Genomic DNA, 21,258 nt, shown 5'->3' on the forward strand with positions numbered 1-21,258 from the left:
GTGAACGAGACCCTCGCGACCGGCACGGCCCGTACCGACCGGGAGCGGGTGCTCGGCCGTCGCCGGGAACGGATCGGCCCCGGCGGCGATCCGGTCGCGCCCGGAGCCGCCCCGGAGCCCCGCCGGGAACCCGCCGGCCCGTCCGACGTGGTGCTGGACTGCGGCTGGGGGCGACTGGTCTTCGGCCAGACCTTCCACGAGCAGGTCGCGGTGGCCCACGTGCTGCGCTCCGAGGCGGCCGGCGCCCGGGACATCTGCATCTACCTGCGGGATCCGCACGTGCTGGTGTCCCGGCTGCCCGACGAGCTGTTCATCGACCCGTCGCTGACCTACCGGCTGCCGCTGGGTGAGCGCCGGCCCGCCGCCACCGACCGGATGGAGATCCCGGGGCTGGTCGTCCGGCCGCTGCGGGACGCCGACGACGCGGACGCGGTCAACCGGATCTACGCCCGCAACGGCATGGTCACCGCGCCGGTCGAGGTGCTCGTCGACAACGCCCGCACCGAGCGGTTCCTGCACCTGGTGGCCGAGGCGAGCACCGGGGAGATCGTCGGCACCATCACCGGTGTCGACCACGTCGCGGTCTTCGGCGACCGGGAGAACGGCGCCAGCCTCTGGTGTCTGACCGTGGACTTCAACACCGCGCCGCCCGGCACCGGTCAGGCCCTGCTCACCGAGCTTGCCGACCGGCTGGACGCGCGGGGACGCGCCTTCGTCGACCTGTCGGTGCTGGCCGAGAACTCCGGCGCGATCCGGCTCTACGAGCGGCTGGGCTTCCACCGCACCGGCACGCTCTGCGTCAAGCGGAAGAACCCGATCAACGAGCGGCTGTTCCTGCCGGCCACCCCGGCGGGCTACGACGAGCTGAACCCGTACGCGAAGATCGTCGCCGACGAGGCGATGCGGCGCGGCATCCGGGTGGAGGTCACCGACGCCCACTGGGGTGAGCTGCGGCTGACCAACGGCGGCCGGACGATCGTCACCCGCGAGTCGCTGTCCGAGCTGACCTCGGCGGTGGCGATGAGCCGCTGCGACGACAAGCGGGTCACCCGGCGGATCCTCACCGAGGCGGGCCTGTCGGTGCCGCGTGGCCGGACCGCCACCGGTGACGCCGACGACCTGGCCTTCCTCACCGACATCGGCCAGGTGGTGGTCAAGCCGGCCCGGGGTGAACAGGGCAACGGCATCACAGTCGGGGTGCGTACCGCCGAGGCGTTGACCGCCGCCGTCGAGCTGGCCCGCCGGTTCTGCCCCGACGTGCTGATCGAGGAGCTGCGCGCGGGCGAGGATCTGCGGGTCATCGTCATCGACCACGAGGTGGTGGCCGCCGCGGTGCGCCGACCGGCGCAGATCACCGGGGACGGCGTGCACGACGTCACCGAGCTGATCGCGCGGCAGAGCCGGCGGCGGGCCGCCGCCACCGGTGGCGAGTCCCGGATCCCGATCGACGAGATGACCCGCGAGGTGGTGGCCGAGGCCGGGCACCGGATGCACGACGTGCTTCCCGAGGGGCAGGTGTTGGCGGTGCGTCGGACGGCGAACCTCCACACCGGTGGCACAATCCACGACGTGACGGCCGAACTGCACCCGACGATCGCCACCGCCTGCGTGGCGGCGAGTCGGGCCCTGGACATCCCGGTGACCGGGCTGGACCTGCTGGTCCCCGCCCCCGACCAGCCCGAGCACGTGTTCATCGAGGCCAACGAGCGGCCGGGGCTGGCCAACCACGAGCCCCAGCCCACCGCCGAGCGCTTCGTGGACCTGCTCTTCCCGGGCACCCGCGCCCCGCAGCGCCTCTGGAGCCCGGCCGGGCCCGGAGGGGTCGCGTGAGCCTCAAGCCCCTGGAGATCGACCTGGACTACCTGCGCCAGGTGCTGCTGGAACTGCTCGACATCCCGAGCCCGTCGGGGCGTACCGACCACGTGCAGCAGTACGTGGGGGAACGGCTCTCCGCGCTCGGCATCCCGTCCACGCTGACCCGGCGGGGGGCGCTCAGCGCCTGCCTGCCCGGCCCCCGGCAGACCGGGGCCGACCGGGCGATCGTGGTGCACACCGACACCATCGGCGGGATGGTCAAACGGCTCAAGGAGAACGGTCGGCTGGAGCTGAAGACCATCGGCACCCACTCGGCCCGGTTCGCCGAGGGCGCGCACGTACGGATCTTCACCGACGACCTGGACCGGGTGGTCACCGGCCAGGTGCTGCCGTTGAAGGCCAGCGGGCACCGCTACAACGACGACGTCGACCTCCAGGGCGTCGGCTGGCAGCACGTCGAGGTACGGGTCGACGAGCCGGTCGAGGACATCGCCGGGCTGCGGGCGCTGGGCATCGACGCGGGCGACTTCGTGGCGTTCCTGCCGAATCCGATGATCACCCCGTCCGGTTACGTGAAGTCCCGGCACCTGGACGACAAGGCCGGGGTGGCGGCGGTGCTGACCGCGTTGAAGGCAGTGGTGGACGCGGGCATCACCCCGACGGTCACCGCCCACCTGCTGGTCACCGTCACCGAGGAGATCGGCCACGGGGCCAGCCACGGTCTCGACCCGGACGTCGCCGAGATCGTCTCGGTGGACGCGGCGGTGGTCGCGCCCGGCCAGCAGTCCCGGGAGGACGCGGCCACCCTGGCGATGGGTGACGGGGTGGGCCCGTTCGACTACCACCTGACCCGCAACCTCGCCGCCATCGCCCGGGAACACGGGGTGGACCTGGTCCGCGACGTCTTCGACTACTACCGCTCGGACGTGGCGGCGGCGGTCGAGGCGGGCGCGCACGCCCGGGTCGCCCTGCTCGGCTTCGGGGTGGACGCCACCCACGGCCACGAGCGCACCCACCTGGACGGGCTGGCACACCTGACCCAGTTGCTCTGCCTCTATCTCCAGAGCGACCTGGTCTTCCCCGAGTGGGACGCCGAACCGGAGGGCGACCTGGCCGACTTCCCGTCCCTGGCGGTGCAGCCGGCGGGCGGGGACGGCCCGCGCGAGGGCCCGATCGGCATCGACTGACCGCCGTCACCGCCGACCGGCGCGTCCCACCGGCCGGGTGCACGTCGTCGTGACCGTTCCACCGGTGCGCGGCGGGCACGACGTCTTCCGTCGTACCCGCCGCGCACCGGGCGCCTCGGCCCCTCACCGTGGCGTCGGACTGTCCGCCCGGGTCACCGGTTGCGGTGCTCCGCCGCGTCGAGGAGTGCGATCAACGCCTCGGTCACCCGCAGCACCGCGTCCCGGGCCGCCGGATCCCGGGTGATCCGCTGCTCCGCCCGGTCGGCCAACTGCTCCAGCAGCTCGCCGGCCCGAGCCGCGTTGCCGGCGGTGCCGGCCTGCTCGGCCCGCTGGAGCCGGTCCTCCAGCCGGGCCGCCACGTACTCGGTGATCCGGCCGGCGGTGACGTACTCCGCGATGAGGTCGCGCAGGTCGGAGTACCAGGCGGGGTCGCGGGTGAACGACGCGGGAAGGTGACCGGCCTCGGCGGCGGCGAGCGTCGCCGCGACGCTGGCGTCCACGTACGACCCGACGGTCGGGTATCGGGTGGCGAGTTGCGCGTCGGTCAGCGGCACCGAACTGCCGTCGAGGAAGCAGAAACCGGGTCCGCTGTTGCTGCCGCTGTTGACCCGCAGCGGCACCTGGTGCTGGGCGAGCCGGATGCCGCCGAGCGCGAGCCCGAGGTCGTCCCGGGCGATGGCCGGCGGGGTCGTCGTGGTCGTCTGGATCTGCGGGGCGGTCGGCGGGGCCACGCCGTGGGCGACCCAGTCGACGGTGTGGTCGTATACCGCGTTCTGCACCATGTGCTGCGGGATCCGCGACAGCGAGGGCAGCGTGCAGGTCTGCGGTTCGCCCGGGTAGCCACCCGGGTAGCTGCCGATGTCCCGTTTGCGCAGCGGCCCGTAGTCGGTGATCAGCTTCCAGTCGCCGTGCGAGGCGCCGGCGACCTCCCAGGAGCGCAGGACCGGCGAGTCGGCCTGGGCCCGGGCCGCTGCGGGGAGGATGCCGCTGGCCACGTCCCCCTCGGAGTTGATCCGGAACACCGGCGTCGTCAGGTCGGTCCGCAGCGCCCCGCCACCGCCGTGCAGGACGACCGCGTCGAGGACGTTCGCCGACTGCTGGACGCCGTTGTAGTAGTTCGCGAGCCGGCCGGCTGACTGCGAGTGGCCGGTGGCGATCACGTACTGCGGGGCCGGCAGCTTGCCGAGCGGATCGACGCCGGTCGGGTTGCGGACCGCCTTCACCGCCTGGCTGAAGATGTCGTACGAGAGGCTGTCGTCGGTGACCGTGCCGCCCACCGTGACGTCCAGCGGGCCGTACCGGCTCGGGCTCCACGCCTTGAGCCCGGTGGCCGAGTGCAGCCCGGCCCGCTGGGCGGAGACCCCGACCCAGGCGTACCCCGAGCGGATCAGATGCTCGTGCGACTGGAACCAGTCGACCTCCTGGTCCCACTGGTTGCTGACGTTGTTCCACTCGGCGATGACGACGCCGTTGAACTTCTTGGCGGCGGCGGGTCGACGGACCACCAGCCGGGTGCCGAACGGCTGGTCGGTGCCGATGGTCGTCGCGCTCTGGGTGCCCTGCACCGCGTACCGGGTGGCGGTGCCGAAGAGGAAGAACTCCTCCTCGACGTAGCCGGCGGCGGCCAGGTCGACGTCGGTGGCGAGGAACGGGTAACCGTGGCCGGGGTCGCCGACCGGGGTGGTCCGGGCGACCGGCCCGGCGACCACCGGGTTCGCCACCGTCGCGCCGGTGGCGGTGGACGGCCGCGGCGTGGCCGGCGGGGCGGCGCCGGCCGGGGGGACCGGGCCGGCGGCGACGGCCAGCGCACCGACCAGGCCGAGGGTGAAGGATCGTCGGGTGTTCCTGCGGGTGGTGGACGAAAAGGTCACGGTTCACCTCACGGGGGAGCGACCGAGGGGACGGCTCGGGCGGGCAGCGGCGGGAGGTGGCCACTGTGGGGCAGAGAGTAATGCTCACTTCAGGCGAAAGATAGGCCGGATGGGCACGAACTTTCGCTTCGTTGAACAAAAGTCACCGGCCGGCGGCCCTCCCCGCCGACGTGACGTCGTCTGCGGGATCTCGCGAAAAATCACTACCGGCAGCCGGGGTGCAATGGGTAGCGTGGCGGTACACGGGAAAGGAGGTGGTCCAGACTTGTATAGCAATCGGACTCGTGAGGTGGCTGTCCGCTAGCCGCTGTCCTCGACAGTGAAAGACCAAGAATGATCGTCGAGACCGTGTGGCAGCGGTGCGGCGAAACCACGACAGCCACCCGACCCCCGGGGTGCCGACCCAGTCCAGTCGGCCCGCGCACGCGCGGAAGCCCCGGGGGTCGCTTCGTTCCCGCAGGAGGCTGGCCTTGTCCATGCGCGAGCTGGTGGTGCTCGGCACGGCCAGCCAGACCCCCACCCGGCTGCGCAACCACAACGGCTACGTGCTGCGCTGGGACGACGAGGTCATCCTCTTCGACCCGGGCGAGGGCAGCCAGCGGCAACTCCTGCACACCGGGGTCACCGCCACCGACCTGACCCGGATCTGCGTCACCCACTTCCACGGCGACCACTGCCTCGGCCTGCCCGGCACCATCCAGCGGCTCTCCCTGGACCGGGTGCCGCACCCGGTGGCGGTGCACTTCCCGGCCGGTGGCGCGGAGTACTTCGCCCGGCTGCGGCACGCCAGCAGCTTCCACGAGACCGCCGAGCTGGCAGTCGAGCCGATCACCGCCGACGGGCAGCGGATCACCCTGGGCGTCGGCACGCTGGAGGCCCGCCGGCTGCGGCATCCGATCGAGACGTACGGGTACCGGCTGGTCGAGCCGGACGGGTGCCGGATGCTGCCGGAGCGGCTGTCCGCGTACGGCATCGGCGGGCCGGCGGTCGGTGAGCTGCTGCGCGTCGGCCACCTGGACGTCGGCGGACGCCGCGTCACCCGGGACGAGGTGAGCGTGGTCCGGCCGGGGCAGCGGTTCGCCTTAGTGATGGACACCGGCCTCTGCGACGGGGTGTACGCCCTCGCCGAGCACGCCGACCTGCTGGTCATCGAGTCGACGTTCCTGGCGTCGGAGGCCGCGCTCGCCGCCGAGGTCGGCCACCTCACCGCCGGCCAGGCCGCCCGGGTCGCCACCGAGTCGGGGGTACGCACGCTGGTGCTCACCCACTTCTCCCAGCGGTACGCCGACCCGCGTCGCTTCCACGACGAGGCCCGCGAGCACTTCACCGGGGAACTGGTGGTCGCCGAGGACCTGACCACCGTGCCGGTACCGCCCAGGCGGGTAGCCTCGGCCGGGTGACCGTCACGCTGCGTCCCGCCGTCGCCGACGACCTGATGCCGGTGGGCGCCATGCACCAGCGGTCCCGGGTCGCGACGTACTCGTCGTTCCTGCCACCCGAGGCGTTGGTCGACCCGACGCCCGAGGCGATGGGGGCGTACTGGGTCGAACGGTGGACGTGGGAGCGCGACGAGCACCTGATGACCGTCGCCGAGCGGGACGGCCTGCTGGTCGGGTTCAGCTACCTCGGCCCGGACGACGCCGGCGACCCGGCGACCGGCCTGCTCAACGCCATCCACCTCGATCCGGCCGAGCGGGGCCGGGGCACCGGCCGGGCGCTGATGGCCGACGCGCTGGACGTGATGCGCGCCCGGGGCTGGCGTCGGGCGGTGCTCTGGGTGCTGGAGCGCAACACCGGTGCCCGGGGCTTCTACGAACACGGCGGCTGGACCTGGACCGGCCAGACCCGGAAGGAGCGGATCGGCCCCGCCCCCGTCCCTCAGCTCCGTTACGCCCGCCCGTTGTAGGGGTGTGACCGCGCCCCGCCCGCCCGACACGGCGAGGGCCCCTTCCGGTGGAAGGAGCCCTCGCCGAGGTGCGTCGGGTCAGTGCGCGCCGAGGTGGGCGAGCAGGTCCTGCCGGGTCAGTACGCCCTTGGGCTTGCCGTCGACCAGCACCAGCGCCGCGTCGGACTTCTCCAGCAGGCCCACCGCCTCGCTCACCGGCTGACCGCCACCGATCATCGGCAGCGGGTCGCCCATGTGCCGCTCGATGGTGTCGTGCAGGTGCGCCTGACCGGTGAACAGGGCGTCCAGCAGGTCCCGCTCGGCGATCGAGCCGGCCACCTCGCCGGTCACCACCGGCGGCTCGGCCTTGAGCACCGGGAGCTGGGAGACGCCGTACTCGCGCATGTAGTCGATGGCGTCGCGGACCGTCTCGGTCGGGTGGACGTGCACCAGCTCGGGCAGGCCGCCCGGCTTGCCCGCCAGCGCGTCGGCGACGGTCGGCTCGGTGCCGGCGTGGTCCAGGAAGCCGTACCGGGCCATCCACCGGTCGTTGAAGATCTTGGACAGGTAGCCCTTGCCGCTGTCCGGCAGCAGCACCACGATCACGTCGTCCGGGCCGGCGGCACGGGCCACCTCCAGCGCCGCCACCACGGCCATCCCGCAGGAGCCGCCGACCAGCAGACCCTCCTCGCGGGCCAGCCGCCGGGTCATCTCGAACGACGCCTTGTCGGAGACCTCGACGATCTGGTCGGCGATCCCCCGGTCGTACGTCTCGGGCCAGAAGTCCTCACCGACGCCCTCGACCAGGTAGGGCCGACCGGTGCCGCCGGAGTAGACCGAACCCTCCGGGTCGGCCCCGATCACCTTCACCCGCCCCTCGGAGGCCTCCTTGAGGTAGCGCCCGATGCCGGAGATGGTGCCGCCGGTGCCGACCCCGGTGACGAAGTGGGTGAGCCCGCCCCCGGTCTGCTTCCAGAGCTCCGGGCCGGTGGTCTCGTAGTGCGAGCGCGGGTTGGCCGGGTTGCTGTACTGGTCGGGCTTCCACGCGCCGGGGATCTCCCGGGCCAGCCGGTCGGAGACGTTGTAGTAGGAACGCGGGTCCTCCGGGGCGACGGCGGTCGGGCAGACCACCACCTCGGCCCCGTACGCGCGCAGCACGTCCTGCTTGTCCTGGCTGACCTTGTCCGGGCAGACGAAGACGCAGTGGTAGCCCTTGAGCTGGGCCACCAGGGCCAGCCCGACACCGGTGTTGCCGCTTGTCGGCTCGACGATGGTGCCACCGGGCCGGAGGATCCCGGCGGCCTCGGCGTCCTCCACCATCCGCAGCGCGATCCGGTCCTTCACCGAGCCGCCCGGGTTGAGGTACTCCACCTTCGCCAGCACTGTCGCCCGGATACCCTCGGTGACGTTGCGTAGCCGTACCAGTGGGGTGTTGCCGATCAGGTCGACGACGTTGTCGTAGTACTGCACCTCGTTGTGCCCTTCGTTGCGGCGCCGGGGACGGCGGCCTGGCAGACGGTCCTTCGTCGCTCAGGGTACGTGCTGTCAGAGCGCCACATGACCGGGGATGACGGAGCCGCGACGGGCCTCCCACTCCAGGAAGCGCTCGGTCTCGGACAGCACGCTACCGGCCAGCCAGGTGACCATCACGGCGTCGTCGACCAGACCGAGGACGGTCAGGAACAGCTCCGGCACCACGTCGATCGGCGAGACGACGTAGACCGTCGCCGCCGTCATCATCGCCAGCCGGAGCCCGCCGTCGTACTCGCCCCGGGCGGTGGCCCGGATCATCCGGGGCAGCGCCGCCAGCCGGGTGCCCAGCGACGGGCCACCCCGGGCGCCCGCCGCCAGCGACCGGGCCAGCGCCGTGAAGGCCGCGGTCCGCTTCAATGTCCTACCCATCTCATCCAGCCCCTCTCCACCGACAAGCGTGACTGCCCGGCGCAAGCCGTCGCCACCTGCGGCGGGGCGGCCACAGGTGGACCCCGCCACCGGATCAGGTACCCAGAACCGACGTCGCCCAGCCCTGAAACCGGCCGTCGCGACGGAAGCGGAGTGTCGTTCCGGCGCGATAATGTCGCTGTATGGGGGTGGCTGGTTCCGTCGTACCGGTGGGTCCGCGCTGGCACCGCGCCCGGCAGGTGGCCCGGCTGGCGGTGATCGGCACGGGTGCCACCGCGGCTGCCGTCGCCGCGACCGGCGGGGTGCTGCTCGGCCAGGCCCGGCAGGCCCGGCGCACCATCCCGATGGCGGAGGCCCCACCACCACGCTGCGACGGTGTGTACGGCGCCAAGATTCCCGGCCCGCCGCTGACCCTGGTGATCCTCGGCGACTCCTCCGCCGCCAGCTACGGGGTGCTGCGGCGGCGGGAGACCCTGGGGGCGCTGCTGGCCACCGGGCTGTCCCGGCGACTGCACCGGGCCGTCCGGGTGCACCGCTTCGCCGTGGTCGGCGCGCTCTCGACCGGGCTCCAACCGCAGGTCGAGGCGGCGTTGGAGTGCGCACCGGACGTCGCTGTGATCATGGTCGGCGGCAACGACGTCACCAACCGCACGCCGTACTCCGTGGCGGTCCGTCACCTGGTCGACGCGGTCCGCACGTTGCGCGCCGCCGGCTGCGAGGTGGTCGTCGGGACCTGCCCCGACCTGGGCGCGATCCAGCCGATCCAGCCTCCGCTGCGCTGGTTGGCCCGGCGGTGGAGCCGGCAGCTCGCCACCGCCCAGACGGTGGCGGTGGTCGAGGCGGGCGGCTGGACGGTCTCCCTCGGTGACCTGCTCGGCCCCCGGTTCTCCGCCGAGCCGACCCGGATGTTCGCCTGGGACCGGTTCCACCCCTCCGCCGAGGGCTACGCGATGGCCGCCGCCGCGCTCCTGCCGACCGTGCTGTCGGCGCTCGGGGGCGGGGAACGCCGGCCGGTGCTGGCCGGGGGCGAGGGCGTACGGTCGCTGCCCCGGGCCGCCCAGGAGGCGGCCCGGCACGCCGGCACGGAGGTCAGTGGCGCCCAGGTCCGGGGCCGGGAGCACGGCCCGGCCGGCCGCTGGGCGCAGCTACGGCGGCGGGCCTTCTTCGGCGTCGGCCCGGTGCCGCAGCCCGATGGCACCGCCGACTCACCCCAACTGGAGGGACTGGCATGAGCGAGCACAGCGAGCGAACCACCGGGTGCCACGAATGCCACACCGGGCCGGTCCCGGCCGACCCGGGCTTCCGGGCGGTGACATCGTGACCGGCCGATCGGTCGGTGCCGAGCTGGCCGTACGACTCGGCAGGGCCGCGGCGGTCTCCCTGGTCGCCGGGACGATCGGCGGCGCGGCGGTGCTCGCCGGCCAGGCAGTGGCGGCCCGCAACCGCGAGTACGCCCAGCCCGAGCTGGGCCTGGCGCTACGGGCCACGGTCGGCCGGGTCGGCGCCCCACCGCTGCGGCTGGTGCTGCTCGGCGACTCCTCGGCGCTCGGCGTCGGGGTGGCCCGCTTCGACGAGACGGTCGGCGGGCAGCTCGCCCACCTGCTGGCCGAGGGGCCGACCGGCCGTCGGGTGCACCTGTCCAGCGTGGGCGTCTCCGGTTCCCGCTCCACCGACCTGGCGACCCAGGTGGCCCGGGCGCTGCTCGGTGACCGGCCGGACGTCGCGGTGGTGCTGATCGGGGCGAACGACGCCACGGCCATGCGCAGCCCCGGCGAGTCGGGGGCGCACCTCGCCTCGGCGGTACGCCGGCTGCGGGAGGCCGGGGCCGAGGTCGTCGTCGGCACCTGCCCGGACCTGGGTGCGGTACGCGCGGTGGCCCCGCCGTTGCGGCAGCTGATCGGCTGGTCGGGCCGGCGGGTCGCCCGGGCCCAGACCGCCGCCGTGCTCGACGCCGGCGGCACCGTCGTCGACCTGGGCACGGAGACCGGGCCGGTGTTCCGGGCCGACGCCGGGACGCTGTGCCACGACGGCTTCCACCCCTCGGCCGACGGTTACCGGGTGTGGGCGCACGCCCTGCTGCCGGCGGTCGCCGCCGCCGCCAACGTCGCCTCCCGGCACTGACCGGCCCCGGTCCACCCCGCCGGTCCACCCCACCGGTCCGGCCGGCGGGTCACCCGGGTGACATTTCCCGCTGGTCGGCCTGCTTCCGCGCCAAGTTACCGTCAAGTTAACGTTGGTTCATGCCGATTGAGTCGTCCCGCGACGCCGTCATCGTCGCCACCGCCCGGTCCCCCATCGGCCGCGCGTTCAAGGGTTCGCTGCGCGAGGTCCGCCCGGACGATCTCGCCGCCACCATCGTCCAGGCCGCGCTGGACAAGGTTCCCGGGCTCGACCCCACCACGATCGACGACCTCTACCTCGGGTGCGGGCTGCCCGGCGGCGAGCAGGGCTTCAACCTGGCCCGGGTGGTCGCCACCCTGATGGGCCTGGACGGCCTGCCCGGTGCCACGCTGACCCGCTACTGCGCGTCGTCGTTGCAGACCACCCGGATGGCGATGCACGCGATCCGGGCCGGTGAGGGCGACGTCTTCGTCTCCGCCGGTGTCGAGATGGTCTCCCGGTACGCCCGGGGCAACTCCGACACCCTGCCGCCCGAGGCGCAGGCGCTGGTCGGCGGCGGCTGGGAGAATCCGCGCTTCGCCGAGGCCCGGCAGCGTTCCACGGCCCGCGCGCAGGCAGGTGCCGAGGTGTGGACCGACCCGCGCGAGGCCGGTCAACTCCCCGACGTCTACCTGGCCATGGGGCAGACCGCGGAGAACCTGGCCCAGGTGTACGACGTCACCCGGGAGGAGATGGACGCGTTCGGCGTCCGCAGCCAGAACCTCGCCGAGAAGGCCATCGCCGACGGCTTCTGGGCCCGCGAGATCACCCCGGTCGACACGCCGGACGGCACGGTGGTGGCCACCGACGACGGCCCCCGTGCCGGGGTCACCCCGGAGGCGGTGGCCGGGCTGAAGCCGGTCTTCCGCCCGGACGGGCGGATCACCGCCGGCAACTGCTGCCCGCTCAACGACGGTGCCGCGGCCGTGGTGGTGATGAGCGCCCAGCGGGCCGACGAGTTGGGGCTCACCCCGTTGGCCCGGATCGTCTCCACAGGCGTCACCGCCCTGTCGCCGGAGATCATGGGCCTCGGCCCGGTCGAGGCGTCCCGGCAGGCGCTGCGCCGGGCCGGGATGACGGTGGACGACGTCGACCTGGTCGAGATCAACGAGGCGTTCGCCGCCCAGGTGATCCCGTCGTACCGGCAGCTCGGCATCCCGGAGGAGAAGGTCAACGTGATGGGCGGGGCGATCGCCGTCGGCCACCCGTTCGGCATGACCGGCGCCCGGATCACCGGCACCCTGCTCAACGCCCTGCAGTGGCACGACCGGACCGTCGGCCTGGAGACCATGTGCGTCGGCGGCGGTCAGGGCATGGCGATGGTGCTCGAACGGCTGAGCTGAGCCCGTCCGCTTCCGCCCGGGCGGTCCCCGACCACCACCGCTCCCGCCCGGCGGCCCCGACCACACCACGCACGGCTGGTTCGTCGACCGGGCACCCGGGTATCGGACCCTCATGGTGACCACGGTGGAACGCGAGCGCAAGTTCTCCGGGACCGAGGGATTCCGGCTGCCCGACCTGACCGGATGCGGTGACGTGGTGACGGTGTCCGACGTCACCGTCCTCGAACTGGACGCGACCTACCTCGACACCGACGACCTGCGGTTGGCGCGTAGCGGCTTCGCGCTGCGCCGGCGTTCCGGGGGGCACGACGCGGGCTGGCACCTGAAGGTCGGCGCGGCCGGCGGTGACCGCACCGAATACCAGGTGCCGGCCGGCACGCCGGACGACGGGCCGCCGGCCGAACTGGTGGCCCGGTACCGGGCTGCGGCCCGGGGTCGGCCGGTAGCGCCGGCCGCGCGGGTCAGCACCGTCCGACACGAGCGCCGGCTACTCGACGCCGCTGGGCGGGTGCTCGCCGAGGTCGCCGAGGACACCGTCGAGGCGCGGGATCTGGTCACCGGGGAACGGCAGCGCTGGCAGGAGATCGAGGTGGAACTGGTCGACGGTGACGACGCCCTGCTCGACGCGGTCGCGCGACGGCTCCGCCGGGCAGGGGCCCGTCCGGTGCCCGGGTCCAAGTCGCACCGGGCCCTGGCCGCCCGCCTCGCCGCCGCCCGGACCGCAGCCGCCCCCGGTACGGGGGACGCCGGGCCGCGACGACGGCGCGACCGCCGGGGGGCCGGTGCCGGCGGGACCGCCGTCCTCGGGTACCTGGCCGCACAGCGGGACACCGTCGTCGCCCACCACCCCGCCGCCCGGGAGGGCGACTACGACGCGGTGCACGACATGCGGGTGGCCATCCGGCGGCTACGGTCGACCCTGCGTACCTTCCGGGGCCTCTGGGAGCGGCGGGAGAGCGAGCAGGTACGCGCCGAGTTGGGCGGGCTGGGCCGGAAGCTCGGGGCGGTGCGGGACGTGCAGGTGATGGCGGCCCGGCTGACCGACGCGGTACACGCCGAGCCGGCCGAACTCGTGCCCGGCCCGGTCGCCGCGCGGATCACGGCGCACTTCGCTGCCGAGGAGGCGGCAGCCGTGGCCGAGCTACGCGCCGCCCTCGACGGGGAACACTGGACCGGTCTGTTGGTCCGGCTCGACGCACTGGTCGAGGAGCAACCCGTCCGGCGGGCCGGCCGACGCTGGGTCCTCCGCCGGGTGCACCGGGCAGTACGACGGGCCGACGACCGGCTGGACCGGGCGATGGGGAACGGCCGGGGTGGCACAGCGGACGACCCGGCGTTGCACGAGGCCCGCAAGGCGTACAAGCGGGCCCGGTACGCCGTCGAGGTGGTCGAGCCGACGGTGGGGGATCCGGCGGCCGACCTGGTACGCCGGTTCAAGCGGTTGCAGAACCTGCTCGGCGCGCACCAGGACTCGGTGCCGACCCGTGAGGCGCTGCGCCGGGTGGCGCTGCGGGCGTACGCCGACGGGGAGAACACCTTCAGCTACGGGCTGCTGTACGCCCGGCAGGCGACCACCGCCGACCGGGAACTGGACGGGCTCGACCAGGCCCGGGACCGGTCCCGACGCGGCAGGGTACGACGCTGGCTGGAGCCGTGACGCCCCCGCCCACGGGGTGGGATGTCACGCGGATCGCCCCCGTTCACCGCCCGCTCCCGCCGGGTGTCTACAGCACGCTGCGGGTCGCGGTCACCGTGGCGGCGGCCCCGGCCAGCACCGCCGCCGGCGAGCCGGCGGCGACCAGATCCGCCGCGACCACCCGGAGCTGGTCGGGCAGCGCCATCGGATGCGCCAGCCGGGGTACGTCCCGCCGTGGCTCACCCTCCGCGTCGGCGGCCAGGTCGGCGATCTCCTGCACCAGCCGGTGCACCAGGTCGGCGCGGGACACGTTGCCGCCCTCGGCGACCGCCGCCCAGCGCGGCTGCTGCCAGTGGCCCACCTGACGGACCAGCAACGCCACCGCCCGGTCCAACTCCGCTGCGCTCATCGTCGGCGAGTCTACGCACCACCGGGCCGACAGGCGGTGCGGAACCGACGCCGGACGCCCCCCGACCCGGGCACCGGGGCGGCGTCCGGACAGACGACGACGCCCGCCGCCGCAGGGATCGCGGTGGCGGGCGTCGGGTGCGAGATCGTCAGTCGTCGCCCTGGAAGTAGCTGATCAGGCGGAGCATCTCCAGGTAGAGCCAGACCAGGCTGACCACGATGCCGAACGCGGCCGTCCAGGAGTAGCGGGCCGGCAGCCCCATCCGGACGCCGTCCTCGACCTCCTTGAAGCTGAGCACGAAGCTCAGCGAGGCGACCACGATGCAGACCAGGCTGAACCCGATGGCCAGCGGGCTGCCGTCGCGCAGGCCGGTGTTGACCCCGAACAGGGCCAGCACGAAGTTGATCAGCATGACGGCGAAGAGGCCCGCCATCACGGCGATCATGCCCTTGACGAACTTGGGGGTGGCCCGGATGACCCGCGCCTTGTAGAGCATGGTCATCACGAAGAAGACGCCGAAGGTGGCGACCACGGCCTGGAGCACGATGCCCTGGTAGGCCGTCTCGTAGACCTTGCTGACCAGGCCGACGAACGCGCCCTCGACGATCGCGTACGCGACGACCAGCGCCGGGTTGGCGACCCGGGAGAACGAGATGATCAGGCCGAGGACCAGGCCGACCATCGCCGCCCCGATCCAGGCGACGCCGAGCACCGAATCCGGCACCACGATCCAGGCCGCGGCGGCGGAGACGCCGAGGATGGCCAGGAGGGTGACGGTCTTGACGACGACGTCGTCGAGGGTCATCGTGCCGGACACCGTCGGGGCGACCGGGGAACCCGGCTGACCCGGATACTGCTGGGGAATGCCGGGCTGTCCGTAACCGTACGGCCCGGGCTGGGCGTACCCGGCGGACCGCTCCCGCTCGGCCGCCTGGCCGAGCCGGGCGAGCACCGGGTTCGAGGTCTTCACTGTCTCAGGCCTCCCTCAGGGGGTCAGTCGCACGCAAACGTGCACTCCCAGGGTAAACGGCCGGGTGCCACAGGCGACGACCGGGACGCTGTGGGAAAGCTGAGAGTGTGGTGCCCGGGGCGGGTCTCGAACCCGCACGCCTTGCGGCAGCCGCTTTTAAGGCGGCCGTGTCTGCCGTTCCACCACCCGGGCGGGAGCGCGTCGACGCGCGACGGTGCAGTGTCACGGTAACCGTTCCGCGCCGACCCGGCGTACCCCCGGGGTGGCGTTCCGGCCGGACGACGACCGCCCCTCCCCGCGACCGGGAAGGGGCGATCGGTGGCGCACCGGCGGTCAGGCCGCCTTGCTGGTGATCGGGATCGGCTGCGACGCCTCCGCGAACTCCTCACGCGGGTCGTGCAGCTGGCCGAGGGCGACCACCTCGCGCTTGAGGAAGAAGGCAAGCGACCAGTCGACCACGACCCGGACCTTGCGGTTGAACGACGGGATCCGGCTCATGTGGTACGTCCGGTGCATGAACCAGGCCGGCCAGCCCTTCATCTTGATGCCGTACACCTGGGCCACGCCCTTGTGCAGGCCGAGGCTGGCCACGCTGCCGGCGTGCTTGTGCTTGTAGTCGACAGGCTCCCGGCCCCGCACCACAAGCGCGATGTTGTCGGCCATCCGGGCGGCCTGCCGTACCGCGTGCTGGGCGCTGGGCGAACAGTAGTTGCCCGGCTCCTTGGTCAGGTCCGGTACGGCGGCACAGTCGCCGGCGCTCCACGCCCCCTCGACCACCCGGTCGCCGTCGACGACCTGGAGGGTGGGCAGGCAGGTGACCCGCCGCCGCTCGTCGCGGGGGAAGTCGGTGCGGTCCAGCATCGGCGACGGCTTGACGCCGGCCGTCCAGACGATGGTGTCGGAGCGGAAGCTGTCCCCGTCGGAGAGCTTCACCACCCCGTCGACGCAGGATTCCAGCCGGGTGTCCAGCCGGATGTCCATGTTCCGCTTGAGCAGCTGCTGCACCGTGTAGGCGCCCATGTCCCGGTCGACCTCCGGCAGCACCCGCTGGGTCGCCTCGACCAGCACCCAGCGCATGTCGTCCGGCTTCAGCTCCGGGTAGTAGCGCAGCGCGTCCCGGGCCATGTCCTCCATCTCGGCCAACGCCTCGATGCCGGCGTAGCCGCCACCGACGAAGGTGAACGTCAACGCGGACCGGCGGACGTCGGCGTCCTGCGTGGCGGCCGCCACGTCGAGCCGGTCCAGCACGTGGTTGCGCAGGTAGATGGCCTCACCGATGGTCTTGAACCCGATCCCGTGCTCGTGCAGGCCCGGGATCGGCAGGGTGCGGGACACCGAGCCGGGGGCCACGATCACGTGGTCGTACGGGATCTCCCGGGTCGGGCCGGAGATCGGCTGCACCACCGCGGTCCTGCGGCTGTGGTCGATCCGGGTCACCGCGCCCGCGACGACCTTGCACTTGCGCAACTCACGCCGCAGCGGCACCACGGAGTGCCGGGGCGAGATGTTGCCGGCCGCCGCCTCGGGGAGGAACGGCTGGTACGTCATGTGCGGCTGCGGGTCGACGACGACGACCTCGGCCTCACGGGAGCTCAGCTTCTTGGACAGGCGCAGAGCGGCGTACAGGCCTACGTGCCCGGCACCCACGACAAGGATCCGCTTCGGATTCACGTAGTCCATCTTTCCCCGGGCGGCTGCGATAATCCCGCTCGAGACCCCCTTCTGTGACGGAGCACAACACCTGTGAGCTGCGCAACGTCCCGCTATCTGCGCCGCAGCAGCCAGCCCAGCAACCCGCTCAGACCCACCGCCACCAGCAGACCGACCACCGTCACGGCCTGGGAACCGTCATCCGGGCCGAGCTGCCCCGCCCCGGTCAGCAGCACGCCGATCACCGCCGAGGCCAGCACCACCGCACCGGCCCGGGTGAGCCAGCGCAGCACCACGTCCGGGTCGATCGCCCCGTCGTAGGGCAGCACGGCCGAAAGCGCGCAGAGGGTGTGTCCGAGGTAGAGCAGGGCCGCCACCGCCAACAACCGCCACAGCGCGATCGGACGGTCGTAACCGGCCGAGGCGAACACCCAACCGGCCACCGTGACCAGCGCGGCGAAGGTCGGCCAGAACCGGCGCGGCGCCACCGCCGGCAACACCGCCACCACCGTCAGCGCGAGCAACGACCGGGCGTCGAACAGCTCCACCGGGTACGCCAGCAGCAGACCGGCCAGCACCACCAGGAAGACGGCACCGCGCACCAGCAGCGGCAACAGCGTCACCCGGCGGACGACCGTCCGCACCACCCTGAGCCGCTCCCCGACGGCGTCCACCGCGCTCACCGGCCACCGACCCGGGGAGCGGTCGCCAGTCGGGCGACGTCCCGCAGCACCTGGTCGAGGCTGCCGGCACCGGCCCAACCCACCACCGGCACGCCGTGCTCCCGGAGCTGACCGATCATCGTGTCCCGGTCCAGCCGCCACAGCCGGTACGCCACCGGCGCCCAGCCCCGGTTGCCGGGCGGGGCGAGGTCGGTCGGCAGGGTGTCCACCGCCACCACGAAACGTCCGCCCCGGGCCAGCCGGGCCAGCATCTGCGCGGACCGCTCGTCGAGCAGCGGGGTGAGCACCACCACAAGGGCGTCGGCGGAGAGCACCTGCGGGCCGAAGACCTGGTCGTACGGCTCGTGCGGGGAGGACTCGGCGTGCACGTCGAGCAGCCATTCCAGCACGGTCAGGTACTGCCGGCGACCGGTGGCCGGACGCAGTCGACGGGCCGCCGGACCGTACTCCAGCAGGGCCACCCGGTCACCCCGGTGCAGGTAGTGCTCGGCGATCGCGGCGGCGGCCCGGACCGTGGTGTCCAGCACGGACGCCGCACCGGCCACCCCGCCGGAGCGGCCCGCCTCGGCCAGCACGTCGAGCAGGACGACCACCTCGGCGTCCCGGTCGGACAGGGTGGACGCCACGTGCAACTGCCGGGTCCGCAGCGACACCCGCCAGTCGATCCGGCGCAGCCGGTCCCCCGGCCCGAAGACCCGTACCCCGGCCAGCTCGCCGCCCTCCCCCGGTCGTCGGGAGTGGTGCGCGCCGACCAGCCCGGCGGCCCGGGGCATCGCCTCCACCGCCTCGAACGGCTCGGTCTTCGGGTAGACCCGCATCCGCACCGGCTCGGTGAGCACCGCCCGGGAGACCAGCAGCCCGTCGGCGGCGGCGGCGCGGGCACCGGCCGGGCCGATCGGGTGCCGGCCCCAGCGCAGCGCGGTACCGGCCAGCTCCAGGTCGACGGCGGTGCCGGTGGACAGCGAGGTGACGAAGGGCCGGTCCGCGCCACCGGTGCGGCTGACGTCCAGCCCGAGCCCGCCGAAGCCGGCCCGCCGTACCCGCAGCCACGGTGAGATCCGGGTCCGGACCACCACCACGTCGTACGGCACGACGTCCGGGTTGCCCACCACCACGGCACCGGCCAGCTCGCCGCCCTCGACCAGTTGGGCGTCCGAGGCGGTGATCTCCAACTGCGGTGCGGCGACGGGCCGGCGGCGCAGCGCGTACGCGGTGCCGAGCGCGAACGGCGTGGCCAGCACGACCAGGTCGACCCGGCCGAGCAGCACGGCGGCGATCAGCAGCAACCCGGTGAGCAACACCGCCCGGCCGAGCGCCCAGGTGGGCGACCAGCCCGCCGTCGGCTCCTGACGGTCAGGCACGACGATCAGCGCCCGGCCTGGCCGGCCGCGTAGCTGGGCAGCGCGCCACTGGCCGGCGCCGGGGTCTGCTCCAGCACCTCGCCGACCACGAAGGAGGGGTCGACCCGGCGCAGCCACATCTCCGGGCGCAGGGTGATCCGGTGGGCCAGCGCGGGGGCCGCCACCTCCTTCACGTCCTCCGGAACCACGTAGTCCCGGCCGGCGAACACCGCCCGGACCCGGGCCAGCAGCAGCAGCGCCAGCGATCCCCGCGGGGACGCGCCGACCAGCACCGACGGGTGCTCCCGGGTGGCCGCGGTGAGGTCCACGATGTACTTGCCGACGGAGTCCTCCACCACCACGTCCTCCAACGCGGCCTGCATGGCCCGCAGGGTGCCGGCGTCGACCACCGGCTCGATCTGGGCCTCCTCGCGGCGACGGTCCATCCGCCGACGCAGCACCTCCCACTCCTCCTCGCGCTGCGGGTACCCGAACGACACCCGCAGCAGGAACCGGTCGAGCTGCGCCTCGGGCAGCGGGTACGTCCCCTCGTACTCGATCGGGTTGGCGGTGGCGAGGACGTGGAACGGCGCGTCCAGCCGGTAGGTGACGCCCTCGACGGAGACCTGCTTCTCCTGCATCGCCTCCAGCAGCGCCGACTGGGTCTTCGGCGGTGTCCGGTTGATCTCGTCGGCCAGCAGCAGGTTGGTGAAGAGTGGGCCGGCCCGGAAGGAGAAGTCGCCGCTGCGCTGGTCGTAGAGGAACGAGCCGGTGACGTCGGCGGGCAGCAGGTCGGGGGTGAACTGGAGCCGACGGAAGTCCAGCCCGAGGGCCTGGGCGAAGGAACGCGCGGTGAGCGTCTTGCCCAGGCCGGGCAGGTCCTCCAGCAGCACGTGCCCGCCGGCCAGGATGCCGGCGAGGACCAGTTCCAGGGACTCCCGCTTGCCGACCACGACCGTGCCGACCGCGTCCAGCACCGCCCGGGCCAGGTGGCCGACCTCCGTGGCGGGAATGCTGCGGTCCACGTCGTTCATCAGATCTTCTCCAGTTCGGCGACGATCGCCGCAAGGTCGCGCGGCGACGGGGGACGGCGGGAGGGGGTGTCGAGGAAGCTCCAGAGCGGCTCCCCGAGCAGGGCGCGGGCCCGGGTCGGGTCGGACTCCCGGGTCAGCCCGTGGCGTTGGCGCAGCCGCTCGTCGGCCAACTCGCCGAGGCGGGGCAGGATCCGCTCGGCGAACCGGTCCGGGTTCTCCGAGGACCAGTCCAGCGGGCGTTCCCAACCGTTGATGGCGGCCCGCAACGCGTCCCGGGCCGCCCAGTTGTAGGCGCCCGGTTCCTCACCGGCCGGGGTCCGGGCACCGCTGCGGGGTGGCGGCGGCGGGGCGAGCAGTGCGGTGACCCGGCGGACGGCGAGCACCGCCAGCACCCCGGCCACCACGATCCCGATCGACAGTTGCAGGCCGACCGCGCGCAGGCCGACCAGGATCACGGCGGTGACCCCGGCGGCGGTCAGGAGCAGCCGGAAGACCCAGCGGGCACGTCCGCCCCGGGCCCGGCCCGACCGGGCCGGTGCCTCCTCCTCGAAGCGGAAGAGGTCGTCCAGGCCTGTCGACTCGCTCATCCCGGCACCTCACCGGGTGCGGTACGGGCGGTCACGCCGGCTCCTGCGCGTCGGCGAGCGCGGTGAGTTCGCCGCGCAGTCGTCGTAGCGCCCCCCGGGCCTGGTCGCGCATCCCGGCGTCGACGGTGCGGGTGGCGTAACGGGCCTCGCGGTAGACGTGCGCGAAGCCGTCCAGCACGTCGGCGCTGGCGATGGCGGGCACGCCGGCCGCCGGGTCGCCGCGCAGCAGCCGGCTGACCAGGTCGGTCGGGGTGTCCCCGGTACGCCTCGGCACGCCGGCCTCGGTGGCGGCCTCCTCCAGCCGCACCCAGCAGGCGATGACTGCGGTACGCGGGTCGGTGTCGGCGTCGTCCAACTCCTCCAGGCCGGCGTCGAGCGCGGCCACCACCTCCCGCGCGGTGCCCTCGGCGGTACGCCGGGCCCGGGTGGCGGGGATCGCCCGGCTGGTCCGCCGCAGCGCGCCGCGCAGCAGGGTGAAGGCCAGGTAGCCGAGGGCGGTCAGGATGGCCAGTCCGAGCAGGACGATCGCCACCGTGGCGATCCACTGCGGGACGCTCGCCCGGGTCTGCTCGGCGTCGGTGCGCGGTTCGATCGGGATGGACCGGGCCGGCTCGGCCGTCGGATACTCCGGCACGTACGGGAGGCTCTCGGCGGCGGGTGGGATGCGGCTGGCACCGATCGACGAGTGGCCGGCGGCGAGTGCGGCGGCGAGCAGCAGCAGCGAAACCACGGCGACGGGCCACCACCTGCGCAGTACGCCGAGGTCCATCGCCACCGTCCCACGCT

The 21,258-nt window shown here is 73.5% G+C and carries 19 protein-coding genes and 1 tRNA gene; 8 read left to right on the forward strand and 12 right to left on the reverse strand.

The window, feature by feature from the left end; translation table 11 throughout:
• Together ngg and OHQ87_RS20040 are read left to right on the forward strand one after the other, a co-directional pair.
• Positions 1-1,830 (forward strand): N-acetylglutaminylglutamine synthetase, encoded by a 1,830-nt coding sequence (gene ngg, locus OHQ87_RS20035; protein ID WP_328340014.1) that lies wholly within the window; start codon positions 1-3, stop codon positions 1,828-1,830.
• Positions 1,827-3,002 carry an osmoprotectant NAGGN system M42 family peptidase gene (locus OHQ87_RS20040; RefSeq protein WP_328340016.1) on the forward strand — a complete coding sequence of 392 codons (1,176 nt, stop codon included), beginning with the start codon at positions 1,827-1,829 and terminating at the stop codon, positions 3,000-3,002. Before ngg ends, OHQ87_RS20040 begins: the two co-directional genes overlap by 4 nt.
• Before the next feature lie 152 nt (positions 3,003-3,154).
• On the opposite strand, the gene OHQ87_RS20045 is transcribed toward OHQ87_RS20040, so the two are convergent.
• Entirely contained in the window at positions 3,155-4,873 is a 1,719-nt protein-coding gene (locus OHQ87_RS20045) for an alpha/beta hydrolase domain-containing protein (RefSeq protein ID WP_328340018.1), read from the reverse strand.
• A gap of 470 nt (positions 4,874-5,343) precedes the next feature.
• On the opposite strand from OHQ87_RS20045, the gene OHQ87_RS20050 reads away from it, so the two are divergent.
• Positions 5,344-6,273, forward strand: coding sequence for a ribonuclease Z (locus tag OHQ87_RS20050; RefSeq protein WP_328340020.1), 930 nt, complete (start codon positions 5,344-5,346; stop codon positions 6,271-6,273).
• Positions 6,270-6,779, forward strand: a complete 510-nt coding sequence (locus OHQ87_RS20055) for a GNAT family N-acetyltransferase (RefSeq protein ID WP_328340022.1) — start codon at positions 6,270-6,272, stop codon at positions 6,777-6,779. The genes OHQ87_RS20050 and OHQ87_RS20055 overlap by 4 nt, the downstream gene beginning before the upstream one ends.
• A gap of 78 nt (positions 6,780-6,857) precedes the next feature.
• On the opposite strand, the gene OHQ87_RS20060 is transcribed toward OHQ87_RS20055, so the two are convergent.
• Positions 6,858-8,228: a cystathionine beta-synthase gene (locus OHQ87_RS20060; protein WP_328340024.1), complete on the reverse strand. Its 1,371-nt coding sequence runs from the start codon at positions 8,226-8,228 to the stop codon at positions 6,858-6,860.
• Between the two features lie 75 nt (positions 8,229-8,303).
• Complete coding sequence (locus tag OHQ87_RS20065) at positions 8,304-8,660, reverse strand: YkvA family protein (protein ID WP_328340026.1); 357 nt, start codon at positions 8,658-8,660, stop codon at positions 8,304-8,306.
• Positions 8,661-8,842: 182 nt separating this feature from the next.
• On the opposite strand from OHQ87_RS20065, the gene OHQ87_RS20070 reads away from it, so the two are divergent.
• From OHQ87_RS20070 to OHQ87_RS20085, 4 genes are all read left to right on the forward strand, one after another.
• Positions 8,843-9,892: an SGNH/GDSL hydrolase family protein gene (locus OHQ87_RS20070; protein ID WP_328340028.1), complete on the forward strand. Its 1,050-nt coding sequence runs from the start codon at positions 8,843-8,845 to the stop codon at positions 9,890-9,892.
• An 85-nt stretch (positions 9,893-9,977) separates the two neighbouring features.
• Complete coding sequence (locus tag OHQ87_RS20075) at positions 9,978-10,781, forward strand: SGNH/GDSL hydrolase family protein (protein ID WP_328340030.1); 804 nt, start codon at positions 9,978-9,980, stop codon at positions 10,779-10,781.
• A 119-nt stretch (positions 10,782-10,900) separates the two neighbouring features.
• On the forward strand, positions 10,901-12,163 hold the full coding sequence (locus tag OHQ87_RS20080; protein ID WP_328340031.1) for an acetyl-CoA C-acetyltransferase: 1,263 nt from the start codon (positions 10,901-10,903) through the stop codon (positions 12,161-12,163).
• A 112-nt stretch (positions 12,164-12,275) separates the two neighbouring features.
• Positions 12,276-13,820: a CYTH and CHAD domain-containing protein gene (locus tag OHQ87_RS20085; protein WP_328340033.1), complete on the forward strand. Its 1,545-nt coding sequence runs from the start codon at positions 12,276-12,278 to the stop codon at positions 13,818-13,820.
• A gap of 67 nt (positions 13,821-13,887) precedes the next feature.
• Here the strand turns inward: OHQ87_RS20085 and OHQ87_RS20090 are convergent, their stop codons facing one another.
• The 9 genes from OHQ87_RS20090 to OHQ87_RS20130 form a co-directional block, all read right to left on the reverse strand.
• Positions 13,888-14,208, reverse strand: a complete 321-nt coding sequence (locus tag OHQ87_RS20090; protein WP_328340035.1) for a hypothetical protein — start codon at positions 14,206-14,208, stop codon at positions 13,888-13,890.
• Positions 14,209-14,356: 148 nt separating this feature from the next.
• On the reverse strand, positions 14,357-15,178 hold the full coding sequence (locus tag OHQ87_RS20095) for a Bax inhibitor-1/YccA family protein (protein WP_328340037.1): 822 nt from the start codon (positions 15,176-15,178) through the stop codon (positions 14,357-14,359).
• A 108-nt stretch (positions 15,179-15,286) separates the two neighbouring features.
• A tRNA-Leu gene (locus OHQ87_RS20100) sits at positions 15,287-15,370 on the reverse strand.
• Positions 15,371-15,511: 141 nt separating this feature from the next.
• On the reverse strand, positions 15,512-16,849 hold the full coding sequence (locus tag OHQ87_RS20105) for an NAD(P)/FAD-dependent oxidoreductase (protein WP_328340039.1): 1,338 nt from the start codon (positions 16,847-16,849) through the stop codon (positions 15,512-15,514).
• A 92-nt stretch (positions 16,850-16,941) separates the two neighbouring features.
• A complete protein-coding gene (locus OHQ87_RS20110) occupies positions 16,942-17,502 on the reverse strand; it encodes a hypothetical protein (protein WP_328348921.1) in 561 nt (186 codons plus the stop codon).
• A 5-nt stretch (positions 17,503-17,507) separates the two neighbouring features.
• Entirely contained in the window at positions 17,508-18,872 is a 1,365-nt protein-coding gene (locus OHQ87_RS20115) for a DUF58 domain-containing protein (protein WP_442930565.1), read from the reverse strand.
• A gap of 5 nt (positions 18,873-18,877) precedes the next feature.
• A complete protein-coding gene (locus OHQ87_RS20120) occupies positions 18,878-19,885 on the reverse strand; it encodes an AAA family ATPase (RefSeq protein WP_328340041.1) in 1,008 nt (335 codons plus the stop codon).
• Complete coding sequence (locus tag OHQ87_RS20125) at positions 19,885-20,472, reverse strand: hypothetical protein (protein ID WP_328340043.1); 588 nt, start codon at positions 20,470-20,472, stop codon at positions 19,885-19,887. The genes OHQ87_RS20120 and OHQ87_RS20125 overlap by 1 nt, the downstream gene beginning before the upstream one ends.
• Positions 20,473-20,503: 31 nt before the next feature.
• Positions 20,504-21,241 (reverse strand): DUF4129 domain-containing protein, encoded by a 738-nt coding sequence (locus OHQ87_RS20130; RefSeq protein WP_328348923.1) that lies wholly within the window; start codon positions 21,239-21,241, stop codon positions 20,504-20,506.
• Positions 21,242-21,258: the final 17 nt, after the last annotated feature.

The sequence above is a fragment of the Micromonospora sp. NBC_00421 genome (assembly GCF_036017915.1).
GTDB lineage: Bacteria > Actinomycetota > Actinomycetes > Mycobacteriales > Micromonosporaceae > Micromonospora.